23 protein-coding genes are annotated in these 22,222 nt (G+C 32.2%); 15 read left to right on the top strand and 8 right to left on the bottom strand.

What is annotated here, in order from left to right; translation table 11 throughout:
- The first annotated feature begins 34 nt into the window (after positions 1 to 34).
- The gene (locus CQA66_RS01510) at positions 35 to 1,060 is read left to right on the top strand and encodes a beta-ketoacyl-ACP synthase III (RefSeq protein WP_104762984.1); all 1,026 of its coding nucleotides are present in this window, start codon (positions 35 to 37) and stop codon (positions 1,058 to 1,060) included.
- Positions 1,061 to 1,415: 355 nt separating this feature from the next.
- Here the strand turns inward: CQA66_RS01510 and CQA66_RS01505 are convergent, their stop codons facing one another.
- Together CQA66_RS01505 and CQA66_RS01500 are read right to left on the bottom strand one after the other, a co-directional pair.
- Positions 1,416 to 2,639 (bottom strand): acyl-CoA dehydrogenase family protein, encoded by a 1,224-nt coding sequence (locus tag CQA66_RS01505; RefSeq protein ID WP_104762983.1) that lies wholly within the window; start codon positions 2,637 to 2,639, stop codon positions 1,416 to 1,418.
- A 139-nt stretch (positions 2,640 to 2,778) separates the two neighbouring features.
- A complete protein-coding gene (locus CQA66_RS01500) occupies positions 2,779 to 3,456 on the bottom strand; it encodes a suppressor of fused domain protein (RefSeq protein WP_104762982.1) in 678 nt (225 codons plus the stop codon).
- 352 nt (positions 3,457 to 3,808) lie between these two features.
- Here CQA66_RS01500 and yihA point away from each other — a divergent pair, with 352 nt between their 5' ends.
- A complete protein-coding gene (gene yihA, locus CQA66_RS01495) occupies positions 3,809 to 4,492 on the top strand; it encodes a ribosome biogenesis GTP-binding protein YihA/YsxC (RefSeq protein WP_104762981.1) in 684 nt (227 codons plus the stop codon).
- A 170-nt stretch (positions 4,493 to 4,662) separates the two neighbouring features.
- On the opposite strand, the gene CQA66_RS01490 is transcribed toward yihA, so the two are convergent.
- A complete protein-coding gene (locus CQA66_RS01490; RefSeq protein ID WP_104762980.1) occupies positions 4,663 to 5,031 on the bottom strand; it encodes a heat shock protein transcriptional repressor HspR in 369 nt (122 codons plus the stop codon).
- Between the two features lie 73 nt (positions 5,032 to 5,104).
- Positions 5,105 to 5,971 carry a DnaJ domain-containing protein gene (locus CQA66_RS01485; RefSeq protein WP_104762979.1) on the bottom strand — a complete coding sequence of 289 codons (867 nt, stop codon included), beginning with the start codon at positions 5,969 to 5,971 and terminating at the stop codon, positions 5,105 to 5,107.
- Between the two features lie 282 nt (positions 5,972 to 6,253).
- On the opposite strand from CQA66_RS01485, the gene mqnP reads away from it, so the two are divergent.
- From mqnP to CQA66_RS01460, 5 genes are read left to right on the top strand one after another with little or no spacing between them, the layout of a single operon-like run.
- Positions 6,254 to 7,135 (top strand): menaquinone biosynthesis prenyltransferase MqnP, encoded by an 882-nt coding sequence (mqnP, locus tag CQA66_RS01480; protein ID WP_181882215.1) that lies wholly within the window; start codon positions 6,254 to 6,256, stop codon positions 7,133 to 7,135.
- 1 nt (position 7,136) lies between these two features.
- Positions 7,137 to 7,847: a hypothetical protein gene (locus tag CQA66_RS01475; protein ID WP_104762977.1), complete on the top strand. Its 711-nt coding sequence runs from the start codon at positions 7,137 to 7,139 to the stop codon at positions 7,845 to 7,847.
- Between the two features lie 15 nt (positions 7,848 to 7,862).
- On the top strand, positions 7,863 to 8,378 hold the full coding sequence (locus tag CQA66_RS01470; RefSeq protein WP_233707726.1) for a DUF6115 domain-containing protein: 516 nt from the start codon (positions 7,863 to 7,865) through the stop codon (positions 8,376 to 8,378).
- Entirely contained in the window at positions 8,375 to 8,956 is a 582-nt protein-coding gene (locus tag CQA66_RS01465; RefSeq protein WP_104762976.1) for a queuosine precursor transporter, read from the top strand. Before CQA66_RS01470 ends, CQA66_RS01465 begins: the two co-directional genes overlap by 4 nt.
- A gap of 12 nt (positions 8,957 to 8,968) precedes the next feature.
- The gene (locus CQA66_RS01460) at positions 8,969 to 9,691 is read left to right on the top strand and encodes an arginyltransferase (protein WP_104762975.1); all 723 of its coding nucleotides are present in this window, start codon (positions 8,969 to 8,971) and stop codon (positions 9,689 to 9,691) included.
- Positions 9,692 to 9,794: 103 nt separating this feature from the next.
- Here CQA66_RS01460 and CQA66_RS01455 read toward each other — a convergent pair whose 3' ends face one another.
- Positions 9,795 to 10,412, bottom strand: a complete 618-nt coding sequence (locus tag CQA66_RS01455) for a DedA family protein (protein ID WP_104762974.1) — start codon at positions 10,410 to 10,412, stop codon at positions 9,795 to 9,797.
- Between the two features lie 186 nt (positions 10,413 to 10,598).
- On the opposite strand from CQA66_RS01455, the gene CQA66_RS01450 reads away from it, so the two are divergent.
- From CQA66_RS01450 to CQA66_RS01420, 7 genes are all read left to right on the top strand, one after another.
- Positions 10,599 to 12,140, top strand: coding sequence for a Na+/H+ antiporter NhaC family protein (locus CQA66_RS01450; protein ID WP_104762973.1), 1,542 nt, complete (start codon positions 10,599 to 10,601; stop codon positions 12,138 to 12,140).
- 2 nt (positions 12,141 to 12,142) lie between these two features.
- Positions 12,143 to 13,213 carry an RluA family pseudouridine synthase gene (locus tag CQA66_RS01445; protein WP_233707725.1) on the top strand — a complete coding sequence of 357 codons (1,071 nt, stop codon included), beginning with the start codon at positions 12,143 to 12,145 and terminating at the stop codon, positions 13,211 to 13,213.
- 221 nt (positions 13,214 to 13,434) lie between these two features.
- The gene (locus tag CQA66_RS01440) at positions 13,435 to 14,745 is read left to right on the top strand and encodes a fibronectin type III domain-containing protein (RefSeq protein WP_147289192.1); all 1,311 of its coding nucleotides are present in this window, start codon (positions 13,435 to 13,437) and stop codon (positions 14,743 to 14,745) included.
- A 57-nt stretch (positions 14,746 to 14,802) separates the two neighbouring features.
- The gene (gene trmB / locus CQA66_RS01435) at positions 14,803 to 15,987 is read left to right on the top strand and encodes a tRNA (guanosine(46)-N7)-methyltransferase TrmB (RefSeq protein ID WP_104762971.1); all 1,185 of its coding nucleotides are present in this window, start codon (positions 14,803 to 14,805) and stop codon (positions 15,985 to 15,987) included.
- Positions 15,988 to 15,990: 3 nt separating this feature from the next.
- Positions 15,991 to 16,662 (top strand): cell division ATP-binding protein FtsE, encoded by a 672-nt coding sequence (locus CQA66_RS01430; protein WP_104762970.1) that lies wholly within the window; start codon positions 15,991 to 15,993, stop codon positions 16,660 to 16,662.
- A complete protein-coding gene (locus CQA66_RS01425) occupies positions 16,649 to 17,458 on the top strand; it encodes an FtsX-like permease family protein (protein ID WP_104762969.1) in 810 nt (269 codons plus the stop codon). The genes CQA66_RS01430 and CQA66_RS01425 overlap by 14 nt, the downstream gene beginning before the upstream one ends.
- Entirely contained in the window at positions 17,455 to 18,915 is a 1,461-nt protein-coding gene (locus CQA66_RS01420; RefSeq protein WP_104762968.1) for a murein hydrolase activator EnvC family protein, read from the top strand. Before CQA66_RS01425 ends, CQA66_RS01420 begins: the two co-directional genes overlap by 4 nt.
- 27 nt (positions 18,916 to 18,942) lie before the next feature.
- Here CQA66_RS01420 and CQA66_RS01415 read toward each other — a convergent pair whose 3' ends face one another.
- The 3 genes from CQA66_RS01415 to CQA66_RS01405 form a co-directional block, all read right to left on the bottom strand.
- Positions 18,943 to 19,596 (bottom strand): metallophosphoesterase family protein, encoded by a 654-nt coding sequence (locus tag CQA66_RS01415; protein ID WP_104762967.1) that lies wholly within the window; start codon positions 19,594 to 19,596, stop codon positions 18,943 to 18,945.
- A gap of 77 nt (positions 19,597 to 19,673) precedes the next feature.
- Complete coding sequence (locus tag CQA66_RS01410) at positions 19,674 to 20,417, bottom strand: hypothetical protein (protein ID WP_104762966.1); 744 nt, start codon at positions 20,415 to 20,417, stop codon at positions 19,674 to 19,676.
- 31 nt (positions 20,418 to 20,448) lie between these two features.
- A complete protein-coding gene (locus CQA66_RS01405) occupies positions 20,449 to 21,210 on the bottom strand; it encodes an ATP-binding cassette domain-containing protein (RefSeq protein ID WP_104762965.1) in 762 nt (253 codons plus the stop codon).
- Positions 21,211 to 21,414: 204 nt separating this feature from the next.
- Here CQA66_RS01405 and CQA66_RS01400 point away from each other — a divergent pair, with 204 nt between their 5' ends.
- Positions 21,415 to 22,116 carry a Bax inhibitor-1/YccA family protein gene (locus tag CQA66_RS01400; protein ID WP_104762964.1) on the top strand — a complete coding sequence of 234 codons (702 nt, stop codon included), beginning with the start codon at positions 21,415 to 21,417 and terminating at the stop codon, positions 22,114 to 22,116.
- The last annotated feature ends 106 nt before the right edge of the window (positions 22,117 to 22,222 follow it).

Raw genomic sequence — 22,222 nt, 5'->3', positions numbered from 1 at the left:
CAATTGCTTATAGTAAACTAAATTAAGGAATAACATGCCTATTTATGCGTCTATGAAATCTGTTGCTGCTTATGTACCTAATCATTGTATCCCTAATAGTTTTTTTACGAATTTTTTAGAAACAAGTGATGAATGGATTATACAAAGAACGGGTATTAAGACACGTTATTTTGCTCCAAGTCATATCAAAAGTAGTGATTTGGGAGTAGAAGCTGCGAAAGTGGCACTTCGAAGAGCGAATTTAGAAGCTAAAGACATCGATGTCCTTCTTTGTGCGAGTATTAGCCCAGATTTTTTTGGTATGCCTTCAACAGCTTGTATTATTGCATCAAAGCTAGGAATAAGTGATGTGCCAGCTTTCGATATTGTAGCGGCTTGTTCGGGTTTTATTTATTGTCTTTCGGTAGCAAAATCTTATATTGAAAGTGGTTTATATCGTAATGTGTTAGTAATAGGCGCAGAAAAAATAAGTACCGTTCTTGATTTTAGTGATAGAAGCACTTGCGTATTATTTGGCGATGGTGCTGGTGCTTGTGTAATAGGGCAAAGCGATGAAATAGGCATAAAGGATGTACACATTTCATCAAATGGTAATTTTTCACATTTACTTTATACACCGAGAAATAATAATGTCCCGAATCATTTTCAGGCTGATATTGCTTTATTGGAAGGAATTATAGAAGATGGGCAAATAGATGAGCAGTTTGTTAAAATGAAAGGTAATGAAGTGTTTAAAGTGGCAGTTCGAACCATTAGTAAGGATGCAAGGGATATTTTGCAGAGAAATCACATTTCATCAAATGAGCTAGATTTTTTTATTCCACATCAAGCAAATTTGCGAATCATACAAGCAATAGCTAGTTCACTAAAACTATCAAATGATAAACTTATTTTGACTGTGCAACAATACGGTAATACTTCAGCTGCTAGCATTCCTATGGCATTGGATTTTGGTTATACGCAAGGTAAATTTAAGAATCGCGATTTATTGTTGCTTGATGCATTCGGAGCGGGTTTTACTTGGGGAAGTGCGCTTGTTTATGCTGATTTTGTAACCTAATGTATAAATATTGCTTTTTCTTGTTTGATTGATAGAACACGGAATATTGCCAAAAGATTCAATTAAGTAGTATAAGTATAGATGTATAAACTAACGTAATTGTATTGCCTTTGATATGGGTTAAGGTAAATAAAAATTTATAGCCTTTGTTTTATCATAAGTTACTGATTTGATTGTATTTATCAAACGGTAGCTATTGGAATGTTGGAAGATTATAATATGGTTATGCTGTTAGAGGGTTGATGATTCTGTAGTTAGAATCTATATCGTTTAGTTTCTGAATATTTTGATTGTAAAATTTGGTGGGATTCTTACAATTTTGGTTAATGCTAAGATTAAAATACATATTCTAATTTTATGTATTGGATCGGCTTGCAAGATTTGTATGCCACTGTTTCATAACACCTTTTCCTTGCGATATATCATAGAGTTCTTTTTGTAAATGTTTAATTGAAGGAGTTACCATAGCAATAAAGTAAGATTCTCGCAGCAATCGCTCAACTGCACTATCCCGCATATAGCCTTTAGCTCCCGCAAATAAGCATGCTGCATTGCTAGCTTTGAGCGCAAGTTTAGAAAATGCCAATCGAGTAGAAAGGACATCTATCATATAGTTTTTATCATTACTTTGATAGGGTGTTTTGGCAAGACAAAAAGCCTTATCGCTAAGTGTGTGATAGGAATGTATTAATTCTTCTTGATCAATATTAAGAAACTTATTAATATAAGCATGTGTTAGATTAGCTTTATGTATTTGGTTAAGACAAGAAGAAATAATGCCCATTGCCATACCCATTTGCAAGATAATAAATCCAGCAGTAATTTTTATTAGGAGAGATTCTGCAGGATTAGCAAGACAATCATCATGTGGCATAAAATAATTTTTAATTCTCACGGACTTTGTTGCGCTCCCATCCAAACCACTAAAGCTAATATTATCGCCTAGCATTATGCCTTTTTCTTCTTCACAGCGAATAAGCCCCATTACAAATGACGATATTTTTGTATCGTGTATTACGGGAAAAATGGCGGCAAAAATATGTCCATATTCGAGGTTAGACACCCAAGGAAGAGTGCCCTTTATAGTATAGCCTTTATCATTTATAGATGCTTTTAGGGAGTTATTTTCAATATTAGCATAGGATTTAATAGGATTTGATAATCCCGTACCACCGAGCATGTATCCTGCATGAATAGCTGCCAAGATATTTTCTCGCAACGTGACGTTTTGACTATTTGCGAGATACCAAGAGAGTGCTTGCTGGCACCAAAGACAGAAGCCAGTTGTTCCACATATTGATGAAACAGCAGAAATACTCTGTAATGCCTGAATGAGAAATCCCGAAAAATTGCCCTGTTTTATTTCTGCTTCTCTATCATGGGCTGGAATTGTGTCTTTTAGTAAACCTGTGGTAGTAATATTATTATTAAAATATCCTTTTTTTGCTAAAGATCGCAAAATGTATTTTGGATAATATCCTCTGTCGATTTTTTTGACCTTGCCAAGTAGCCATGTTTTAATATCAGAATCTAATAAGGCAGTAAATGTATCGTCTGAAAAATTATTTGCTATATTCATCATGTCTCCTAATAGAATCTATATATTATGTTATTTGTAATTTTACCAATAAATAGTGTGTAATATAGGTACTTAACAATTCTTGCACTTTTTATTTTACCAGTAATAGAACTATTTTATTATAGCATAGTAAATCGAATCACACATAACTTTTCTCTCTTTGCATATCTGTTACAAGATAAGGGTTATCATCTTGCATTCGGTCGATGAGTTTTTGTATCTCTTTTTTACTTATATCCTCATCTTCAAAATTGGCTATGTATTCTAATTCTGTTTGCGTAATACCTACTAGTTGTAAAAAATCCAATCTACCGTGGGGAGTATCCATGCTTGGTATTTCTGTATCATAGACGACAATCATTCCAGTGATTGAAGAATTACTCAATCTATCTAATGGCTTATTATCCCCCGCTATAAATTGCAAATTTTGTAAAAAATTTTTTTTAGTGTTAGTAAAAAATGCAAGATTAGCTAGCACATTGAATACCCATAGACAGTCTTGTTGATTTTTTGAGTTGAGTTTAAAAGTCATTTCATATCCCCATCCACTCCATTCTCCGCCAAAAGATTCCTCATTAACATACAGTTCACTCATGCCGTAAGTAACGATATGAAAATAATCATGCAAAGAAGTATAAATGCTATATCCATCTAAATATTGGTCACCACCAAGATTTGCGCGAGAAACTAAATTGGTTGCGTAATGCTTGGGTTTTTGCTGTGGATAAAGAGATTCGAATGCTGCATCTATTGCTTCCCAACCCGGCGTCCATTCTTCATTGGTCTGGGCATATTGTTTGTATTGTTCTAAAGTCATTTTTTTCCTTTCGAAACTTATAGAAAATATTAAATATTGTATAGTATTTAACTTAAGTTTTGTTGAAAATTCATTTACTTGAAATTAATATTTTTTGTAATAGATTTAGTATTCATTTTTATAATTATAAATACTCAACATTTCATTCTGTTCAGACAATGAAAGCATTGGATGTTTTCATTCTAGCATTAATGAAATATGAAAGAGTGAAATGAGTATTTAACATGAACACATAACGCACATCTCTATGCAATATTGTCGTAATTTATGAATCTTAAATACTTTTGTATTAAGGTTATTTCTTTTTGATTTTGTGCTATGATTTTCGAAGTTGATAATAAATGAGGATAATATGCAAGATGTCAATACATGCCCAAGTCTTTCTACATTCTCTAATGTTGCAATACGTACTATTCATTCATACTTTATAAAATCTGCAAGCAATATTACCGAATCCATTCCTAGTCAATATACAGAAGTAGCCATTCTTGGTCGTAGCAATGTAGGAAAAAGCTCTTTTATCAATAAGATTCTTAATGCTAAATTGGCAAAAAGTTCTAGCACACCAGGCAAAACAAGATTGATTAATTTTTTTCAAACAATTTGGGAAATAGAGCATAAAGATGCACATTCTCAACAGATTAATCGATATAGATTCCCTTTGGTTATTATTGACTTTCCCGGTTTTGGTTATGCAAAAGTAGATAAAAAGCAAAAACAACAATGGGATAAGAGTCTTACAGAATTTTTGCATTTGCGTAACAATATTAAATTGTTTTGTCATTTAATTGATTCAAGACATAGAAATTTACTTATTGATAGGGAAATCCGTTGCTTCTTGGAATCTATACATACAGATAGAGAATGCCAAATTTTAGAAATCTATACTAAGAGCGATAAACTCCCGAAAAATATGCTACGAAATTTACAAGCACAAGCTAAATTAGATTGTTCTATCACTCAATATAATACAAAAGACTTACAAAAAATTTATTATGCCATTGCGACAAAAAGTTTGGGGAAACACTCATTGTAGACTTAACTTTTGTGAAAATCAAACTGAATAATTTGTGTATTCATATCATTCAATGAATTTGGTATGTTACGCAGCCGTGAAATTAATTATATTATTGCTTGTGCTATCAATATATGCAATATTCATTTCATTATATAATGTAAAGGTTGCTTATCATGTCTTGTAGTTTACTACTTTTTAGAGAGTATTACTATTTCATAGGAGCTTTTTGCAATTGTTAAATCTCCAGAAGTTGCATTTTGTTGTTTATGCAAATTACTACGTAAATTGTCATTCAGATTGTCGAGCTCATCCATACGTTCTTTTAATCGCAAAATAATATCCACCCCTGCAAGATTCACACCTAAGTCACGTGTTAATTTAAGAATTGTTTTGATTTTATCCATATCACGTTGAGAATAAAGTCGCATTTTACCGTCCGTTCTTGAAGGTTCAATTAGACCTTCCTTTTCGTATTGTCGTAATGTTTGCGGATGAATTTCGAGAATCTTCGCTACAACACTGATTGGAAATACGGGCTCATCGTATCCAGCTTCCATAAGCAACTCCTTAATTTAGGCATACATTAGAATCTTAACATAAAACTTTATGCTTTCATTGCATCAGGTCTATTTAAAGTTCCTTTTGCATAAGTTCTTGTAATTCCTTACTGAAATTGTCGCTATTTGGCAATAATACATATAATCGTAGCAACAAGCTTCCTTGTTTATTGTTTTTTCTATCCTTGAAAGCCATATTTTCAACGCGCATTTTTAAGCCGTTTTGTACATTTTTTGGAATTTTAATAGTGATTTTTTTTTGTATGGCTTGAATGGTCATCTCTCCTCCAAAAAGCATTAATTTCAAAGGAACATGGACATCTTGGATGAGATTGATTCCGTCAATTTCAAAACCTTCATGTGTAGAGATTTTTACCGCAATAATAGCATCGCCTGTCATATTACCTAGTTTTCTCCCCTTGCCTTTCGCTCTTAGCTTTGTGCCATCGCAGATTCCCTCTGGAATCTTTAACTCAAAACTCGAGTGATTAAGTGTGATTTTCACTTTTCCACCTAAAATTGCTGTTTGTAGCGGAATTTGTACAGAAGCCTCAATATCTAAATCAATATCATTACTTGCAAATCCATCATATCCCCCAAAACCTCCAAAATGAAAATTCTTCGCACTGTTATAACCGCCAGTCTTACCAAAAATGGAGTTAAATAAGTCATTTAAATCGCTAGTGTTATAATTGCGAGTAAAATCACTAAAGTTTTGTCCATTGAACATGGCATCTCCATATTGGTCATATTGAGATTTTTTTTCTGAATCGCTTAAAATTTCATAAGCAGCATTAATTTCTTTAAACTTCTCTTCAGCTTCTGGTGATTTATTAACATCAGGATGATATTCCCTTGCTAATTTTCGGTAAGCCTTTTTAATTTCATCGTTACTTGCATTTTCCGAAATATTAAGAGTTTCATAGAGACTTTTTGCCATAGTAAATCCTTACATATTTAATTAAGCTTTAGTAAAAGTATAGTATAAAAATTTAGTATAAGAGTATAAGGGTTGTTTAGTTTTACCGTGAAATGATGATTCTGTATATTTGTAATATTTACTGCAGTGTCATTGTTTATCCAATTTATTAGCCTTGATTTTTAATTAATTTTAGGTTATAGTAAACCCGTAAAACATTATATTTATTAGCTTAATTATGCCAAAAATTGAGTATTGATTATAGAACATATTTTAAGAAAAGTGGTGAATCATTAAATTATGATAATAAGAGCAATGTGGCAAAAATTACAAGTCCTTAGCGAACTGGTAGTCTTTAAACATACTGTTTTTAGTGCAAGTTTTATTCTAATTGCTATGATTGTTTCCTCAAATGACGTAAATGCTAGCGGATTTTTTGGTTTTGAAGTATTATTACTTTGCATTCTCGCATTGATTAGTGCAAGAAACTTCGCTATGGCATTCAACCGATTTTGTGATAGGGATATAGACATTACCAATGCGCGTACTAGCAATCGTCCAAGCGTTGATGGAAGGATTTCTGTTGTCTCTTTATTGTCTTTTTGTATTATCAACGCGTTGATTTTTATTTTAGTAAGTTATTTTATTAATAATTTAGCGTTCATGCTCTCTATACCTTTTCTTATTATCCTAGGATTTTATAGTGTGATGAAGCGATTTTCTTACTTAGCACATTGGATATTGGGATTATCTTTAGGACTTGCTCCTATTGCTGGAGATATTGCCGTTAGTGCTTCTTTACACCTGTGGACTGTATTTTTATGCTGTGGAGTATTGTTTTGGGTGGCTGGATTTGATATTCTTTACTCCTTGCAAGACATAGAACACGATAAAGCAAATAAATTGCATTCTATACCCGCCAAATTTGGTATTAATAACGCCTTACACATTTCTCGAATATCCCATATATGTGCAATATTTTGCTGGGCTATGTTTCTCAAATGTAGTCAGACTTACCATCTAGCAATTATAGGATTGTTGTTGGCTGCTGTTATGTTGGTTTATGAACATAGTATAGTCAATAGAGATTTTAATAACATTCCAAAAGCATTTTTTATTACCAATGGATATTTGGGGTTTGTATTTCTATTTTTCATTATCTTAGATAGCATAATAAGGTTTTAATATGGAATTTCAAACTCGACTTGTAGAATCACGATTGCAAATTGAATTACAGCTTGTAGACGAAAATATTCATGATAAAGCTTTAGAAGAATATCATGTTATTACTCAAGTTCACAATAATTCCATTGAAAAATGGTTGAGCTCTTTAAAAACTAAGAGTGGGGATTGCAAATGCGGAGGAGGAACACTCGTACTAGGTGAAATGCTTGTGCAAATTTATAAAAAATTAGAGCATATTGAGAATCTTCTTTCTGGCAATATAACAAAATATATTGACTTAGCGCATATTACATATACTTTCAAGCTAGGGCACGGCATTATTGTATTGTGTAATGATAACATCACTACCCACCAAACTAACACTAGCGATTCCTTACAGGACAGAAATACTATGCAACACACTTTAAATGATAGTACCCAAGAGACTCAATTGGATTCTTCAAAGATTGATGATTCTAGCGAAGAAAAAGCGAACATTGAAAAATCGCAACTAGAATGCCCTAACAATGCTTTAGAAATAGGGAAGCCCTATTATGCAAGATTATTTTTACCCACTTTTCCTGCTCGCTGTATTCCTATTTTTGCAGAAGCCTTGCAATCTTATGTTTTACGTATAACAAAAATTGGTGAAAGAGATTTAAAAGACTATGACAGTTATATTGTAAGTGTAGAACGAGAAATGCTTAAAGCACGTAAATCCGATATTTATTGATAGATAAGGATAAATATGACACAAGCCTTAATGAATATAAGTTATGAAATGATGAGCGTAATCATTGCTATATGTTTTATCATAGTAATTGTTATTATTTTACTTTATATTATTATGAAAGAAAAAGAATCTTCCAAAAAAATCATTCAGTTAGAGCATTCAATAGAAGACATTAATAAAGAAATTTATAAGATTCAAAAGTGGATTATAGAATCTGAAAAACCAAAAGATTCTACACGTCATAATGAATTGCTTAAACTTATTACCGAACAAAAAACCGATATTAATACATTACAGCACGGTTTGCAGAGCGATAGAGATTATTTTGAAGATAAGATTCTGATACTTGAAGAAAGATTACGTAGTCTTGGGCATTTTAACGCTCCGACACAGCAAAGAAATGAGAAACAGATTTTAGATATGTTTAAGAATGGTTATACTATCGAAGCAATAGCCAAAGATTTACGTATGAGCAGAGGAGAAATAGAATTTGTACTTAAACTATCAGAGTTACATAAGGAAAGATTATGAGTTCTTATCAACCATTAGAATCCTCTATGAATAGAAGAACTTTTTACCTTGCCATTTTTTTATTCGTTTGTATTATTACTTTTTCTAATTTCTTGGTAAATTTTAGAATCATGGACACGTATGTTACTTACGGTGCACTGATATATCCTCTATCATTCCTCCTTATGGATATACTTAGTGAAAAATATAGTCGTAAGGAAGTGCTGCGCGCGCTTAGGGCTGGTTTGTTGCTTGCTTTGATTCCATCACTGTGCATAACTAATGACATAAGAATAGCATTTGCTAGCATAGGCGCATTTTTTGTTTCACAATTTCTGGATATATTTATATTTTATAAACTGAAAGAAAAATTTCCATCATTGTGGTGGTTACGTAACGGAGTAAGTACAAGTTTTGCGCAATGTATTGATACTTTCATATTCTTTCACATAGCCTTTTTATTTGTTTTGCCATACTATGAGGTTTTTATGCTGTTCGTTTTTGATTATCTCATAAAATTTGCAATCAGTATTTTTGATATTCCAATTTTCTATCTCGTTGCAATAAAAACTTGCAAGAAAATAAAACTTTTCCGTTAGTTTGGATGGCAAATGGAATATTTTGATTTTTTCTCTGAATTACATCCTTGTTCATACTTTGAAGGATTGCAAAGTCAATTTCGTTATCTTTGCATTAAAGATTGCACTCCTTATTTTTACAATGGATTACTAGCAAGAGGCTATCGCCGTTTTGGAGAATATTACTTTGTACCAAAATGTTCAGATTGTAATAAATGTGTTACTATTCGCTATCTTGTTCAAGAATTTATAATGACAAATAGCATGAAAAAAGTTATTAAAAAGAATATTGATACTCTAATACAAATTAGAAGACCCTTAACTAATGATGCTCGAGTATGTTTATATTTACAATACCACAACAAAATGATGCATAAAAAAGGTTGGAGTATGAATAGTATCGATAGACAAAGATACACAAATTCTTTTGTTGCCGGCAGTGAATTTTTTGGTTATGAAATGTGCTTCTACCGTGAAGGGCATTTAGTCGGAGTAAGTTACTTTGATATTGTAGAAGATTCGATGAGTGCTAATTACTTTTTTTATGATCATGGTTTTGGAAAATTCAGTCTAGGAACTTTAAATATTCTACTATTGTTGAATCTTGCCAAAAAACTTGGGCTCAAATATTTCTATCCTGGATACTGGATTAAAAATCATAAATCTATGGGATATAAAGAACGGTTTAAGCCATTTGAAGCACTATTAAATGAAGCAGATTTTTTTGATCGAACCTATTGGAAACGATATGATTAGTATTTGCAGTTAAGACTTGTCACGAAAGTTGTCAAAGAGAAATTCGAAAAGATATATTGAAGAATCAACAATGCCTACCGTTATCGTTGATATTTGTTAATCGTTATAATTTAACTGATTTAGATTCTGAAACATTACTTTTAGTAAATCGTTTGCGCACATAGGCAATGAGTATGAATACAATCATAATGCTCAAAAATGCCACAGCAAAGATATAAGGGTATTGCAATAAAACTTTTAATACAGGTAAAAACATACCCGTTGCATAGAAACCTAAGAGACCGAGACTAATCCCCCAAATAATACATGCAACAAAATTAATACTTAGAAACTTGATAATATTATATTTGCTAATACCCACTGCCAAAGGAACAAAAGTGCGAAATCCATGTATGAATTTACTGACAATAAAAAGTATCCAATCATATTTTTTTATCATAATTTGCAAATAGGCAAGTTTGCGTTTGTGTTTTTTTAATAATTGAAATACCTCTTGCTTTTGTGTGCGAGCAAAAATACAAAAAAGCGAGCTCCCCACAATATTGCCGCAAACTGCCAATAAAATACTAAGACTTAAATCAAATTTTCCTAAAGATGAAAAGACACCAGCTGTTATAATGCCAATATAGCCGCCTCCTACAGAATATAGAAATAATATCGCGTAACCAAAATTTTCTAAATTATTATAATTCTTCAGTATTTCAATAGCTTCATTGTCCATATTATTCCTTAACATTTATAAAATTCATTATTATAATAGGATTTGTTAAATTAAATATGAACATCAAAACTAGAAGAATATTAGAACAAGAATTTCAGCCCGTTTGACCCCAATATCTTGTAGCATTTAGCCTTTCAAGATACAATCAAGCAAGTTTGAGCGAGTAAATCTTTAAGGAAGTCCTTTATGTATACTGATTCGGTGTTAAGTTTATCGGTTCCTCTGTGTGTTATCCTATTGGTGATAATCACAAGACGTATTGTATTTTCTCTTTTTATTGGGATTTGTTTGTCGGGAATAATGGTTGGTTTTGCAGGTAGTATCTTGTATGGAATACAGATTGATTGGGAACAGAATCTAATCTATACTTTGTTTTATATTTATCACAGCATTAGCACAGTGTTTTATAACGTAACAAACGATGGAATAGAGGTGGAGCAGTCGAATCTTTATGTCTTTGGTTTCCTGTTTATTTTGGGTATTTTAACTCAAGTTATTTCCTATTCAGGCGGTGTATCGGCGTTTGTTAAGTGGGCGCGCGATAAAGTAAAAACTGCGAAAGGTTCGGAATTTCTGGCTTTTATTGCTGGCATTGTAATTTTTATTGATGATTACTTTAATGCGCTAACCGTTGGGCAAATTAGTAAATCACTGAATGATGCTAATCATTCTACACGAGAGAGATTAGCTTATATCATAGATTCTACTGCTGCGCCTGTTTGTATTCTTATGCCAATTTCTAGCTGGGGTGCTTATATTTTAGGTTTAATGCAAGGAATAGATGAAGAAAACAAATTCATTACTTTGTTTTCTAGTATTTGGGGTAATTATTATGCTTGGCTTACTTTACTTGCAGTTTTGCTTACGATTTTTTGGCAAATAAATTTACCCGCAATGAAGCGCAATCAAAATATAGGCGTTCGAGATTTCTTACAATCACAACAAAAAACACCAAGCCATATCGCCTTATTAATTGTCCCGATTCTAAGTTTAATTCTTTTTGTAGGTATTCTTATTTTCTACACGGGTTATTGCGAAACAAAAAATTTTAATCTTATTGAAATGCTTGCAAATACACAAACAGGTTTTTCGCTTTTTTGGGGGGGATTTTGTGCGCTTGCAGTAAGTTTCTTGATTTCTTACAGACATCTTACTTCTAATTCTTTTGTATCTATTGTGAAAATAGGCATTCTTTCTATGTTGCCTGCCACTTTAATTTTGACACTCGCATGGAGTATAGGACCTATCATTAAAAATGATTTACAAAGCGGAATCTATCTCGCAAATATTTCTAAAGTGTGGCTTGAAACAAGCATCATAAGCCCACATATTGCTGTTCCTTTGGTTGCATTTGTGATTTCTGCTTTTATTGCATTTTGTACGGGCACTAGCTGGGGTACTTTTGCTATTATGTTGCCTATTGGAGCTACTCTTGCAGGCGCACATGAATTAGACTTTAGTTTCATTATGGCGGCAATACTGTCTGGCGCAGTGTATGGAGATCATTCTTCGCCCATATCAGATACAACAATACTTTCTGCTGCAGGGGCCGGTTGCTCTGTCCAAAGCCATTTTATTACGCAATTGCCTTATGCCAGTACGGTAGCTTTCGTAAGTTTAATAAGTTTTTTTATAGCAAGTATCACCAACTCATTGGTAAGTGGCTATGCCATAGGTATTATTTTGTGTATTGGTATTTTTTGGTTTTACAAAAATAAATATAGTTGAAAATGTCGAATCTACAAATGCTCTATTACTTTACTGTATTGCAAAATTTCTCAAGGTTAGACAAGGCTTTATGCCAAATTTTAGGAATTTCTCGTTCGCAAGCTATACAATGGATAGTTAGTGATTCTGTCTTTATTAACGGTATATTGGCTAAAAAAAGTAGAGCACTTTACAGAAAAGATATAATCTCCATTTATGTTTCACAAGAATTTATGCGACAATTTTTAGCCAATTTTACTGGCAAATCTTTACAACCTATCCCTAGTTTATGTCGTTCATTAAAGCAAGCAATAGAATCTAATCATTCTGAAATTTTAGAGAATCTTGATATTGAAATCATTTCCGAGACCAATGATTATCTTATTCTTAATAAACCACGTAATTTAGCCGTTCATCCCGCACCAAGCATAAAGGATATTACGTTAAGTGAATATCTACAGTTTCACAAATATTCTTTGTCTACTATTAATGGGGAGGAAAGAAGTGGCATTGTACATAGATTAGACAAAGATACAAGTGGAGCGATTCTTATCGCTAAGAATAATGCAAGTCATAGGTTTTTTGCAGAAATGTTGCAAAAAAGACAATTAGGTAGAATTTATATTTGTATCATTTCTCCTCCACTGCAACAAAACCGTGTTGTAGTAGAATGTTTTATGGGCAGAAACCCACATAATCGTTTAAAAATGGCAAGGCTCGATAAACGGCGATTCCCACAAGCAAGGGATTCTAAAAGTGAATTCATGAGTATTATGCAAAGTAATGACGGTAAATATGAATTGATAAGTGTGCGATTGTTTAGCGGTAGAACCCATCAAATACGCGTGCATTTACACATACTCAATCGTTATATTTATGGGGATTCATTGTATAGTCCAAATTCTTTAAGCAAACATTATGAAAGCAAAATGCTACTTCACGCCATACTGCTTTATTTTCAAGGTAAGGTTTTTAGTGCAAAAATGCCCGAAGATTTGCTACAATTCTTAGAGCAAAATTTTAGTAATTATCAAGAAAAATTACAGACAACTCTTGATATTTGGAAACAAACATTGCGCATAGAGTGTTTGTAAATGGTAAAATCTTGAATAGGACTATCGGGGTAATCGAAATGATTCAAGCAAATAATTGTAGACATTATTTTTATAATAACTATCACAATGCTTATAAAATATTATCTGGTTTTTTTACATATTGTTTTTGCACTGAAAAATATAGGAAGTTTTTTTTATATTTTTCTTTTTTTCTGCTATTGATATGCAACATAGGTTGCTCTTCATCGCATTTTTTCAATATGATGGGCATTAAAGATGAAATTGATACAGAGTTGCCGACAATTACATCATTTCGTGCTTTGCCTGATGTAACATCCATTGGTTTTGAATGGAAAGTTCCAGAAGGAAATGTAGATTTTTTAAGTGGATATGTTATTTATCGTAAAGATAAAAAAGGGCAGTTTCAAAAAATTGCTTTTATCAAAAATATTCTTTCTACACATTATTATGACGGTAAACTCCAACCGCAAACAGAATATGAATATGCAATTGCAGTGGTGGGGGAGAATTCGCATGTTTCTCAAAAAAGCGACACTTTGCGAGTTAAAACTTCATTTATTGACCCAGTAGACTTTATTTATACTTCAAAAAACTATGCAAAACGTATTAAAATCTTTTGGAGTCCTAGTCCTAACCCCATAGTGAAAAATTATATTGTTCAAAGAAAAGATACCAAAACAAATAAATTCATTAATATTGGTTCTACTAATAATCGCATGTCAGTTGAATATTTCGATGATGACCTTGAGAATGGTATGGAATACACATATAGAGTTATTGCTCAAAGTTATGACGGGGCAAAATCTCTGCCTAGTAAAATTGCGATAGGACAAACCCGTTCTGCTCCGAATATGATTGGTGGTATTACAACAACAAACAATAAACCGCATGCTATTTGGATAGAATGGAATCCGAGTGACAGTAAAGATGTAATAGGGTATAGTGTTTGGGTTGCAGATTCTGAAAGCGGCAATTATACGAAATTGGCTTTTGTACGTTCCCCGTCTTATATTGACAAAATTCAAGAAAATGGGGTTGAACGTTTCTATAAGATAACAGCACAAGATAGCTATAAATTAGAATCATCTTTGCAAGAAACTCCAGTGAAAGGGCAAACATTGCCACCTCCGCAAACGCCGCACATTATTGAAAGCAAAATAGAAAATAACACGGCAGTTATTGTGTGGACACCAATAGAAGACGAACGAGTGAAATACTATGTTGTTTATCGCAAAAGCAACAATTATAACCATGTCAATCGATTTGATAGAATCATGAATACAAATTTTATTGATGCAAATATGGAAAAAGACATAACGTATTCTTATTATGTTGTAAGTGTAGATAAATTCGGCATAGAATCTCTACCAAGTCAAACTGTTACTCTTTCTCTAAACACAAATGCTTCACCTGATATAACAGAATTACCAGAAAATAAAGATAATCCTAGTTCTAGTTTTCTCAATATGAGCAATCATTTTTTCGCACAATACGCAAATTGCAATAATGTTTTTTATAAAAATTCGCATTTTTTTTGCTACAATCAGTAGTTTATCATAAGTTTTAAATTAGTAACGTCTCGAATTTATTAAAAACAAAGAAGATATATGCCTCATTTTGTCAGTTCTAAGAAATTTATGCAAACCAATGTTGTCTATCAAGATTTTCAGATTGCAGATTATCTTTATAATGAATCATTCCCCAATCTTTCGATTCTCCCTGTTATATATCAAGATGAAATGATTTTTATACGTTGTATTCAAAGGCAAAAAGATTATCTTTATAAAGTGGATAAACTCGCACGTATTGCAGATATTGTCAAGATAAAAGAGTTATTATGTTTTCTCTCAAAAGATCTAGGAATAATCACACACAATCTTAATCACACAAAAAAAAAACATACACGAGGATTCCAAACAGGATTCTTGATTGAATTAGCAAATATCCGTGAATTGCAGGTTGACTTCATTGAGATAGGTTTCGGGAGCGGCAGACATATTTTAGAACTAGCAAAAAATAACCCAGATAAAACTATCCTAGGTTTTGAGATTCATTTGCCTTCTATTAGGCAGGTTATGAACGCCATTGAAATCTATAATTTGAATAATCTTTATATCTGCAATGTTGATGCGAGATTGGGCATACAAATCATTCCAACCGACACTACACAAAGAATCTTTTTACATTTTCCAGTACCGTGGAATAAAGCCAAACACAGAAGAGTGTTTAATCGTGATTTTTTAGAGCATAGCTTTAGAATTCTCAAAAGCAATGGCAGTATTAATGTACGAACTGATGATTTAGAATATTTCCAAGATTGCATACATGAATGTCTTAGCGCAAATCATACATATATTGAAATTCACAAAAACAATGCCACGGAAGTTATAAGTAAATATGAACAAAGATGGAATGCGAAGCAAAAAGATATTTATGAATTAAATATCTTTAAACAATCTTTGCAATTTGATAGGCAAGATGAAATTCAAAATTTTCATTTTCCTGATGCAGTAGAAGATTTTGCATTGTTTTGCAATAAAAAATGGATTGAAAAATCTTTTTTTGTTAGCATTGGGGATTTGTATCAATCTCAATCGGGACACAAAATTTCTTTAGCGCAACTTACTTTCGGAAGTTTTTATGTTCCTTTTAATACCTATTTGATTGCGGAGCAGCAGATGTTAAGCTATTTAAAATGTCCGCTTAACATCCGTTCGCATCGTTTAGCGCATCAATTCCTATGTAAGATTCTTAGTCAGAAAATATATGCGCAACGAGACGTTAAAGGATAATTTATGGAGGCAATTATTCAAGCAAAACAACTATGTTTAGGGTATAAACGCACAGGTCTAATTATTAAAAATGCGAATTTTTCTATTTATCCTAAAGATTTTATTTTTATATCAGGAGCTAGTGGTAGTGGAAAAAGTACACTTTTACGTTCCATCTATGGTAATTTGGAATTACATGCGGGGGAACTTAATGTATTGCATTGCAATATGCGTAAGCTTAGCAAGCACCGCTTGACGTTATTGCGCAGAAGGATGGGTATTGTTTTTCAGGACTATAAGCTTATACAAGAATGGAATGTTGAAAAAAATATTGCACTACCAATGATTATCAACAAATTCCCTAAAGAAGAAATTAAGATGCAGGTTCAAAGACTTTTATCGCACATTAGTCTTTTACATAAAGCCAACAAATATCCTTTGGAATTAAGTGGCGGAGAGCAGCAAAGAGTAGCCTTGGCACGCGCAATAGCACATAGACCTAGGCTGATTTTATGTGACGAACCCACAGGGAATCTTGATGATTATTCAAGCGATATGATTTGGGGATTGCTTAAATCTTCTAATGAGCAGTTAAATATTACGATTGTAGTTGTAACGCACCGTGTTCCAAAACATCTCAATTTACGTTATCGCAAAATAGAAATTAAAGAAGGAGCAGTTAATGAATACGCTTAAACAGCATCTTTCACTTTTGGTTCCTCTTTTAACTATGCTTTTTAGTTTGCAGTGCCTCTTAATACTAGAACGTACAGTAGCAAAACAAGAACAATTCATTACGCAAAAATATGCAATTGGAATCACAGCAAAAAAACCAATTACATTGGAATCCATCCAAAATAAAATAATCGAAGCGAAGACTCTTACTCCACTTAATCCAAAAGATTCACTTGCAAAGCTTACAAAAGACATTAAAGAAAGTACATTGTTGGATTTAAGCAAGCAATTACCGTATTTTTATAGTTTAAGTTTAGAATATTTTCCCAGCATAGAAAGGTTAAATGTTATTAGCGCGGTACTAAAAAAAAATCCAAATATTCTAGCAGTAGATACTTTTTCTAAGCAACATTCAGAAAATTATATGCTTTTAAGTTTTATTAAGTTTAGTGTAATAACTTTCTCTATCATATTAGGCATTGTGAGCTTCATGCTTATGCTAAAGCAAATTGAGATTTGGCGTTATGTAAGCAAAGATAAAATGGAAGTCATGGATTTTTTAGGAGCAAGTGTATGGACTAGAAATAGAAGTCTCTTTAAGCTCGCGGTACTTGATTCCTTTTTTTCAAGTTTTTTTATTGCTTTACTAACATTTTATATAGCTAGTTTGCAGATTACTAAAGAGATCTTAGAATCTATAGGGTTAAGTCTCAATATCTTTCAAATCCCTCTTGACTTTGTGAAGCTATTTATAGCTGGGCTTCTTTCTTCTTGTTTTTGTGTTATCCTCGTTATAGTCTCAAAGGTACGTTCATGAGTAATTATAGGTTATTCATTATAGCTATTTGGATTGTTTACGTATTGGGATTTTGTGTTGCCAATGATCTCAATGAAATCAATAAGAATATACAGAATCAACAAGCCAAGCAAAAAAATATTGACAAACAACGAGCGAATCTTAATCTTAGGTTAAGCACATTGGGGCAAAATATTGCAAAAAATATGGCTCAAGTCAAAAAATTAGATTCTGAAATACAAAATTTAGCGAAGAATATTCAAAATAATAAAGACCAAAATAAATCACAAGAAGCAAAACTGCAACTATTAGAGAATCGACTTTTAAAACTTAACGACGAAATGAATTCGTCTCAAGAGCAGCTTTCCCAAATCATTCTACGTTATATGACATATTCGTATGTGCTTGATGATGAGGAGATTTGGAGTCTGCATGATATGATGACTAAGGAAGCTTTTTCGCTTTTGAAAAAAGATACGATAGCAAAACTTAATTTGCTACAAAAACAACAAAATGATATTGTCAAACAAATTAATGACACCAACAATAGTATTAAGGAAGTAACGCAAATTATTACAAACCAAGAAAATAGACACCAGGATTTACAAAATATGATTGCCAAACAAAAAAATCTTGTTGCAAACATGCATGACGAAGTCAAAGTGTATAATCAGAGATTAAAAACCATTGATTTACAAAAAAGGGAGCTGGACCAACTTCTAAGTAAGCTCAATATTCTAAAAAAAAATACACAAGAAGAGATTCGTAAGAAAGCTGAAGCAGAGAAAAAGGCAAAAGCTGAAGCGGCACGATTAGCAAAGCTTGAACTTGAAAGGAAGAAAAAAGAAGAAGAACAACGTAAAAAAGCACAAAGAGCAAAAGCTGAAGCAGAGAAAAAGGCAAAAGCTGAAGCAGAGAAAATTGCTCAAACTGATTCCAAACAAGCGCAAAAGTTTCTTGAAGCACAAAATAAAGTTATAGAAAGTGATTATCAGGCAAAAATTAGCACACAAGAAACAAATGCCGCGATTGATAATTTTGAGTTGGCTCGAGTGGATAGTGTTTATCAGCCTGTTAATACCATAAAATATACTGGAAAAAAAACACTTGCTCCACTTAAATCATATAGTTTAGAGCAATCTTTTGGCGATTATTTGGACCCTGTTTATAAAATTAGAATCTTCAATAACGGTGTCGTACTAAAACCTAAAGGAGAAGATTCCCAAGTTTATAATATTATGGACGGTAAAATTATCCATGTCCAAGAAATGCCCGGATTAAAGAAAGTTGTTATTATCGAACATGCCAATTCTCTACATACGATTTACTCTATGCTGGATAAGATTCCTCCAACACTCAAAAAAGGATTTGTCATCAAGCAGGGTTATGTAATAGGAAGGGTAAATGACAGACTAAATCTTGAGATTATACAAGGGGATAAACATATTAACCCTATGGAAGTAATTGCTCGTAAATAATAAAGCAAAAGTCTTTGGATAGTATTCTTATATATTTGCCCATTCAAGTAAAATATCGCGTAATTTTTTTGGTTTAAAAACAAGTTTTTCTGTACTTGCATTAAAGCAATATTTTTGTTTGCTTGCACGCGAATGGATATGTCCATGAATATTAATTTCAGATTCTGTGAGACTATAAGCATAGTCTATAATATCTCTTGCCTGCCAATATTTATCATTCTTTTTTCTTTCTCCAACAGGGAAATGACTAAACATGATACGCACATTATTTATGTCAGTAATTAATCCTGTTGCATAAGGATTTTTAAGTGCGGACCCCCATTTTTTTTCCATTATTTTTTGATATTCTTTTTTATCTTTAATTTTAAATTTGATACGTTTTATTACTTTCCAATCTTGTAGATTTTCGCATTTTCCTATATCATTATTACCAAGAATTAGCATTTTTTTGCCATACAAACGTGGTAGAATTTCATACCCATTATTAAAGAATAAATCACCCAAATGCAAAACAGAATCTTGTGTATTTACAACTTGATTCCAACAATTTACACTAAATTCATCAAAGTTATTGAAATGCGTTTCGTTAAGTGCAGCTATGCGGCTGGGCTCTTTTTTTAGGACACCTTTATGACCAAAATGTGTATCAGAAATAACAAACGTATCAAGCGTAATTTTCATTAATATGCCTTCTGTTAATCAACCCATATATAAAGTTTATCAAGAACAAATAAATAAAAATTTTTCCTTTATGAACTCTACAATGAAAGTTTATTTTTAATTATCCATCGACAAACTAAATAATATAAAACGCTAGATACAATAAGAAGTGCTTCATAAATAAACATTGTAAAGTCTGGATTAAAACGTTCGGAAAGCATATAGTCTGTAATATAAACGACAATGATAAACAAAAGTGTCTTGATAGCAAAATAAGTAACAATACCATATACCATAGTATAAGTTTTTTTGCGGTGAACAATAGCTGCTATCATAAAAATATAGGTAATTTCTGAAAATATTGTCCAAAACCAAAACATACAAATATGAAATAAATCAGGACCATAAAAAAAGAACCGACCAATCATATCGTTATTATCATTGAGTATTAAGCAGAATAACGAAAATTCAGCTAAGCCGACGCAAGCCCATAAAAAAAATACAAGAATCTTAGAAAATAAAATAGAATCTAATAAGATAGGCAATGAGTGTGTGAGATAGGCATTCTTTCCAAAAACCCCTTGATAAAAACTAATTGCTGCACTTAAATAATAGGCAATAAGAAATACCATAAAAGCGAATATCTGCAATAATACAATTATACTAATACTAACTTCGTTGTGAGTTGACGCTTGAGCATTATAGGATAAGAATAAACAAATATTTAACAATGTGCAAATAATTGCCAAGATAACAAGTATCCTTGACATAAGAAACTCATACTTGCATATTTTTAATCCATTCGTAATATGCGATAAAAAATCGCTCTGTAAAGTGCGCATATTTATCCTTTCCTTAATTAAATGGGATATTTTATTGCATAGAGCCTTGCATTGTATCTGGAACCGTTGGTGTAGGTTTTATTTGGTGATCGGCTGCATAATATCTAAAACTGTCTTCTAAACTTGTAAAACCATACAATAAGCTTTCTTTGTCCCCATAAGCCATAGTTTTTTTATTTAAAAATAGTGCCTTAGTAACAATAGCTTCCACACTTGAAATTAAATGTGTAGCAATAATAACGGCAGCATTACTGCAATATTCTTGTATCATTAAGAAAATTTCATCACGGCTAATTACATCTGCGCCAGCTAAAGGTTCATCAAAAATATATAACGTACTTTTTCTTGCTAAGGTTAAGGCTATACCTACTTTCTCTGCTTGCCCTTTTGACATTGTGCTAATTTTCTGCGAGGGAACAATTTCCAAACGATTGCATATTTCTAATGCTTTATCTTTAGAAAAATCTGCAAAAAAATCTGCAAAAAACCTTATGCACTCTAAGCCATTCATATTGCCATACAGAAAATCCTTGTCAGGTAAATAGGCAATGTGAGATTTGAAAAACAATAATTTGCTTTTATCTCGTAAATCATAACCCAGAAATGTAACATTACCTATATAATCTGAAATCGTAGAAGTCAAGATTTTGATAAGTGTAGTCTTCCCCCCACCATTTCTTCCTAGAAGCCCAAATATATCTCCTTGCTGTAACTCGAATCCAACGTTGCTCAAGGCTAATATTCCATCATAAGATTTCGTAATTGAATCCACTTTTAGTAGAGTATTACTCACCCAATATCCTTATTAAATTGTTCATTCTTATCTCGTGAAAAGTATATTATAACCGAATTTTAAAAATGATTTTTTCTTAAAATATTATTCTTGTGTACTAATTGTGGGCAAACATCTAAAAAATAGATTCATGTTTTCCCATATTAATTATTAACAAAATTCTGTTAGAATCCGTCAATCTCAATTTTACAATTAGGAGAAAACATGGGAATCTATGATAGAAATTATACTCAAAACGAAAGAGAGAATAGCGAGGCTTTCGCACGTGAATATGCAGGAGATACCGCATTAGTTAATTTTGTCAAAACAACTTATAAATTTTTTGCTGGCAGCTTGTTATTAGCTACCATAGGTGCTTTGGTGGGATTGCAGAATCCTACGCTAGTTGCTGAATATAAATTTCCGATATTTATTGTAGAGCTTGCATTAATTTTTGCTTTAGGTTTTGTGCAAAACAAGCCTGGTATCAATATTGCTGTATTTGCTGCCTTTTCTTTCATTAGCGGGCTAGCACTTGTACCACTTCTTGCATTTGTTATGATAAAGAATTCTGCGATTGTTCCACAAGCTTTAGCTATGACCACGATCATTTTTGGGATTATGAGTGTATTTGCCCTAAAAACTAGCCATGATTTAGGTAATATGGGTAAAGCTTTATTTTATAGTGCTTTAGTTATATTTGTATTTGCGCTTTTAAATGTTTTTTTCTTTAAAAGTCCGATGTTGCAGTTTGCTATCGCAAGCTTTGTAGTGATCGTATTTAGTCTGTATATAGCCTATGATACACAAAATATTATTCGCGGTCGCTATGATAATCCTCTTGTAGCCGCTATGGCACTTTATTTAGATGTATTGAACGTCTTTACTGCTTTGTTACAAATTTTAGGATTTACTAATAGAGATTAATTCTTTTATTCCAAAAACAAATATAAGCTTTCATAATAAGGAAAGCTTAAAAATGCTTTCTTTTATGTTTATGGAGCAAGTTTGGGTATTGATTATTTAGAGATTG

It is taken from the genome of Helicobacter aurati, from assembly GCF_003364265.1.
GTDB classification, from domain to species: Bacteria; Campylobacterota; Campylobacteria; order Campylobacterales; family Helicobacteraceae; genus Helicobacter_A; species Helicobacter_A aurati.
Note: the sequence above shows the minus strand (reverse complement) of the source record. Positions and strands in the feature narration are given on the sequence as shown.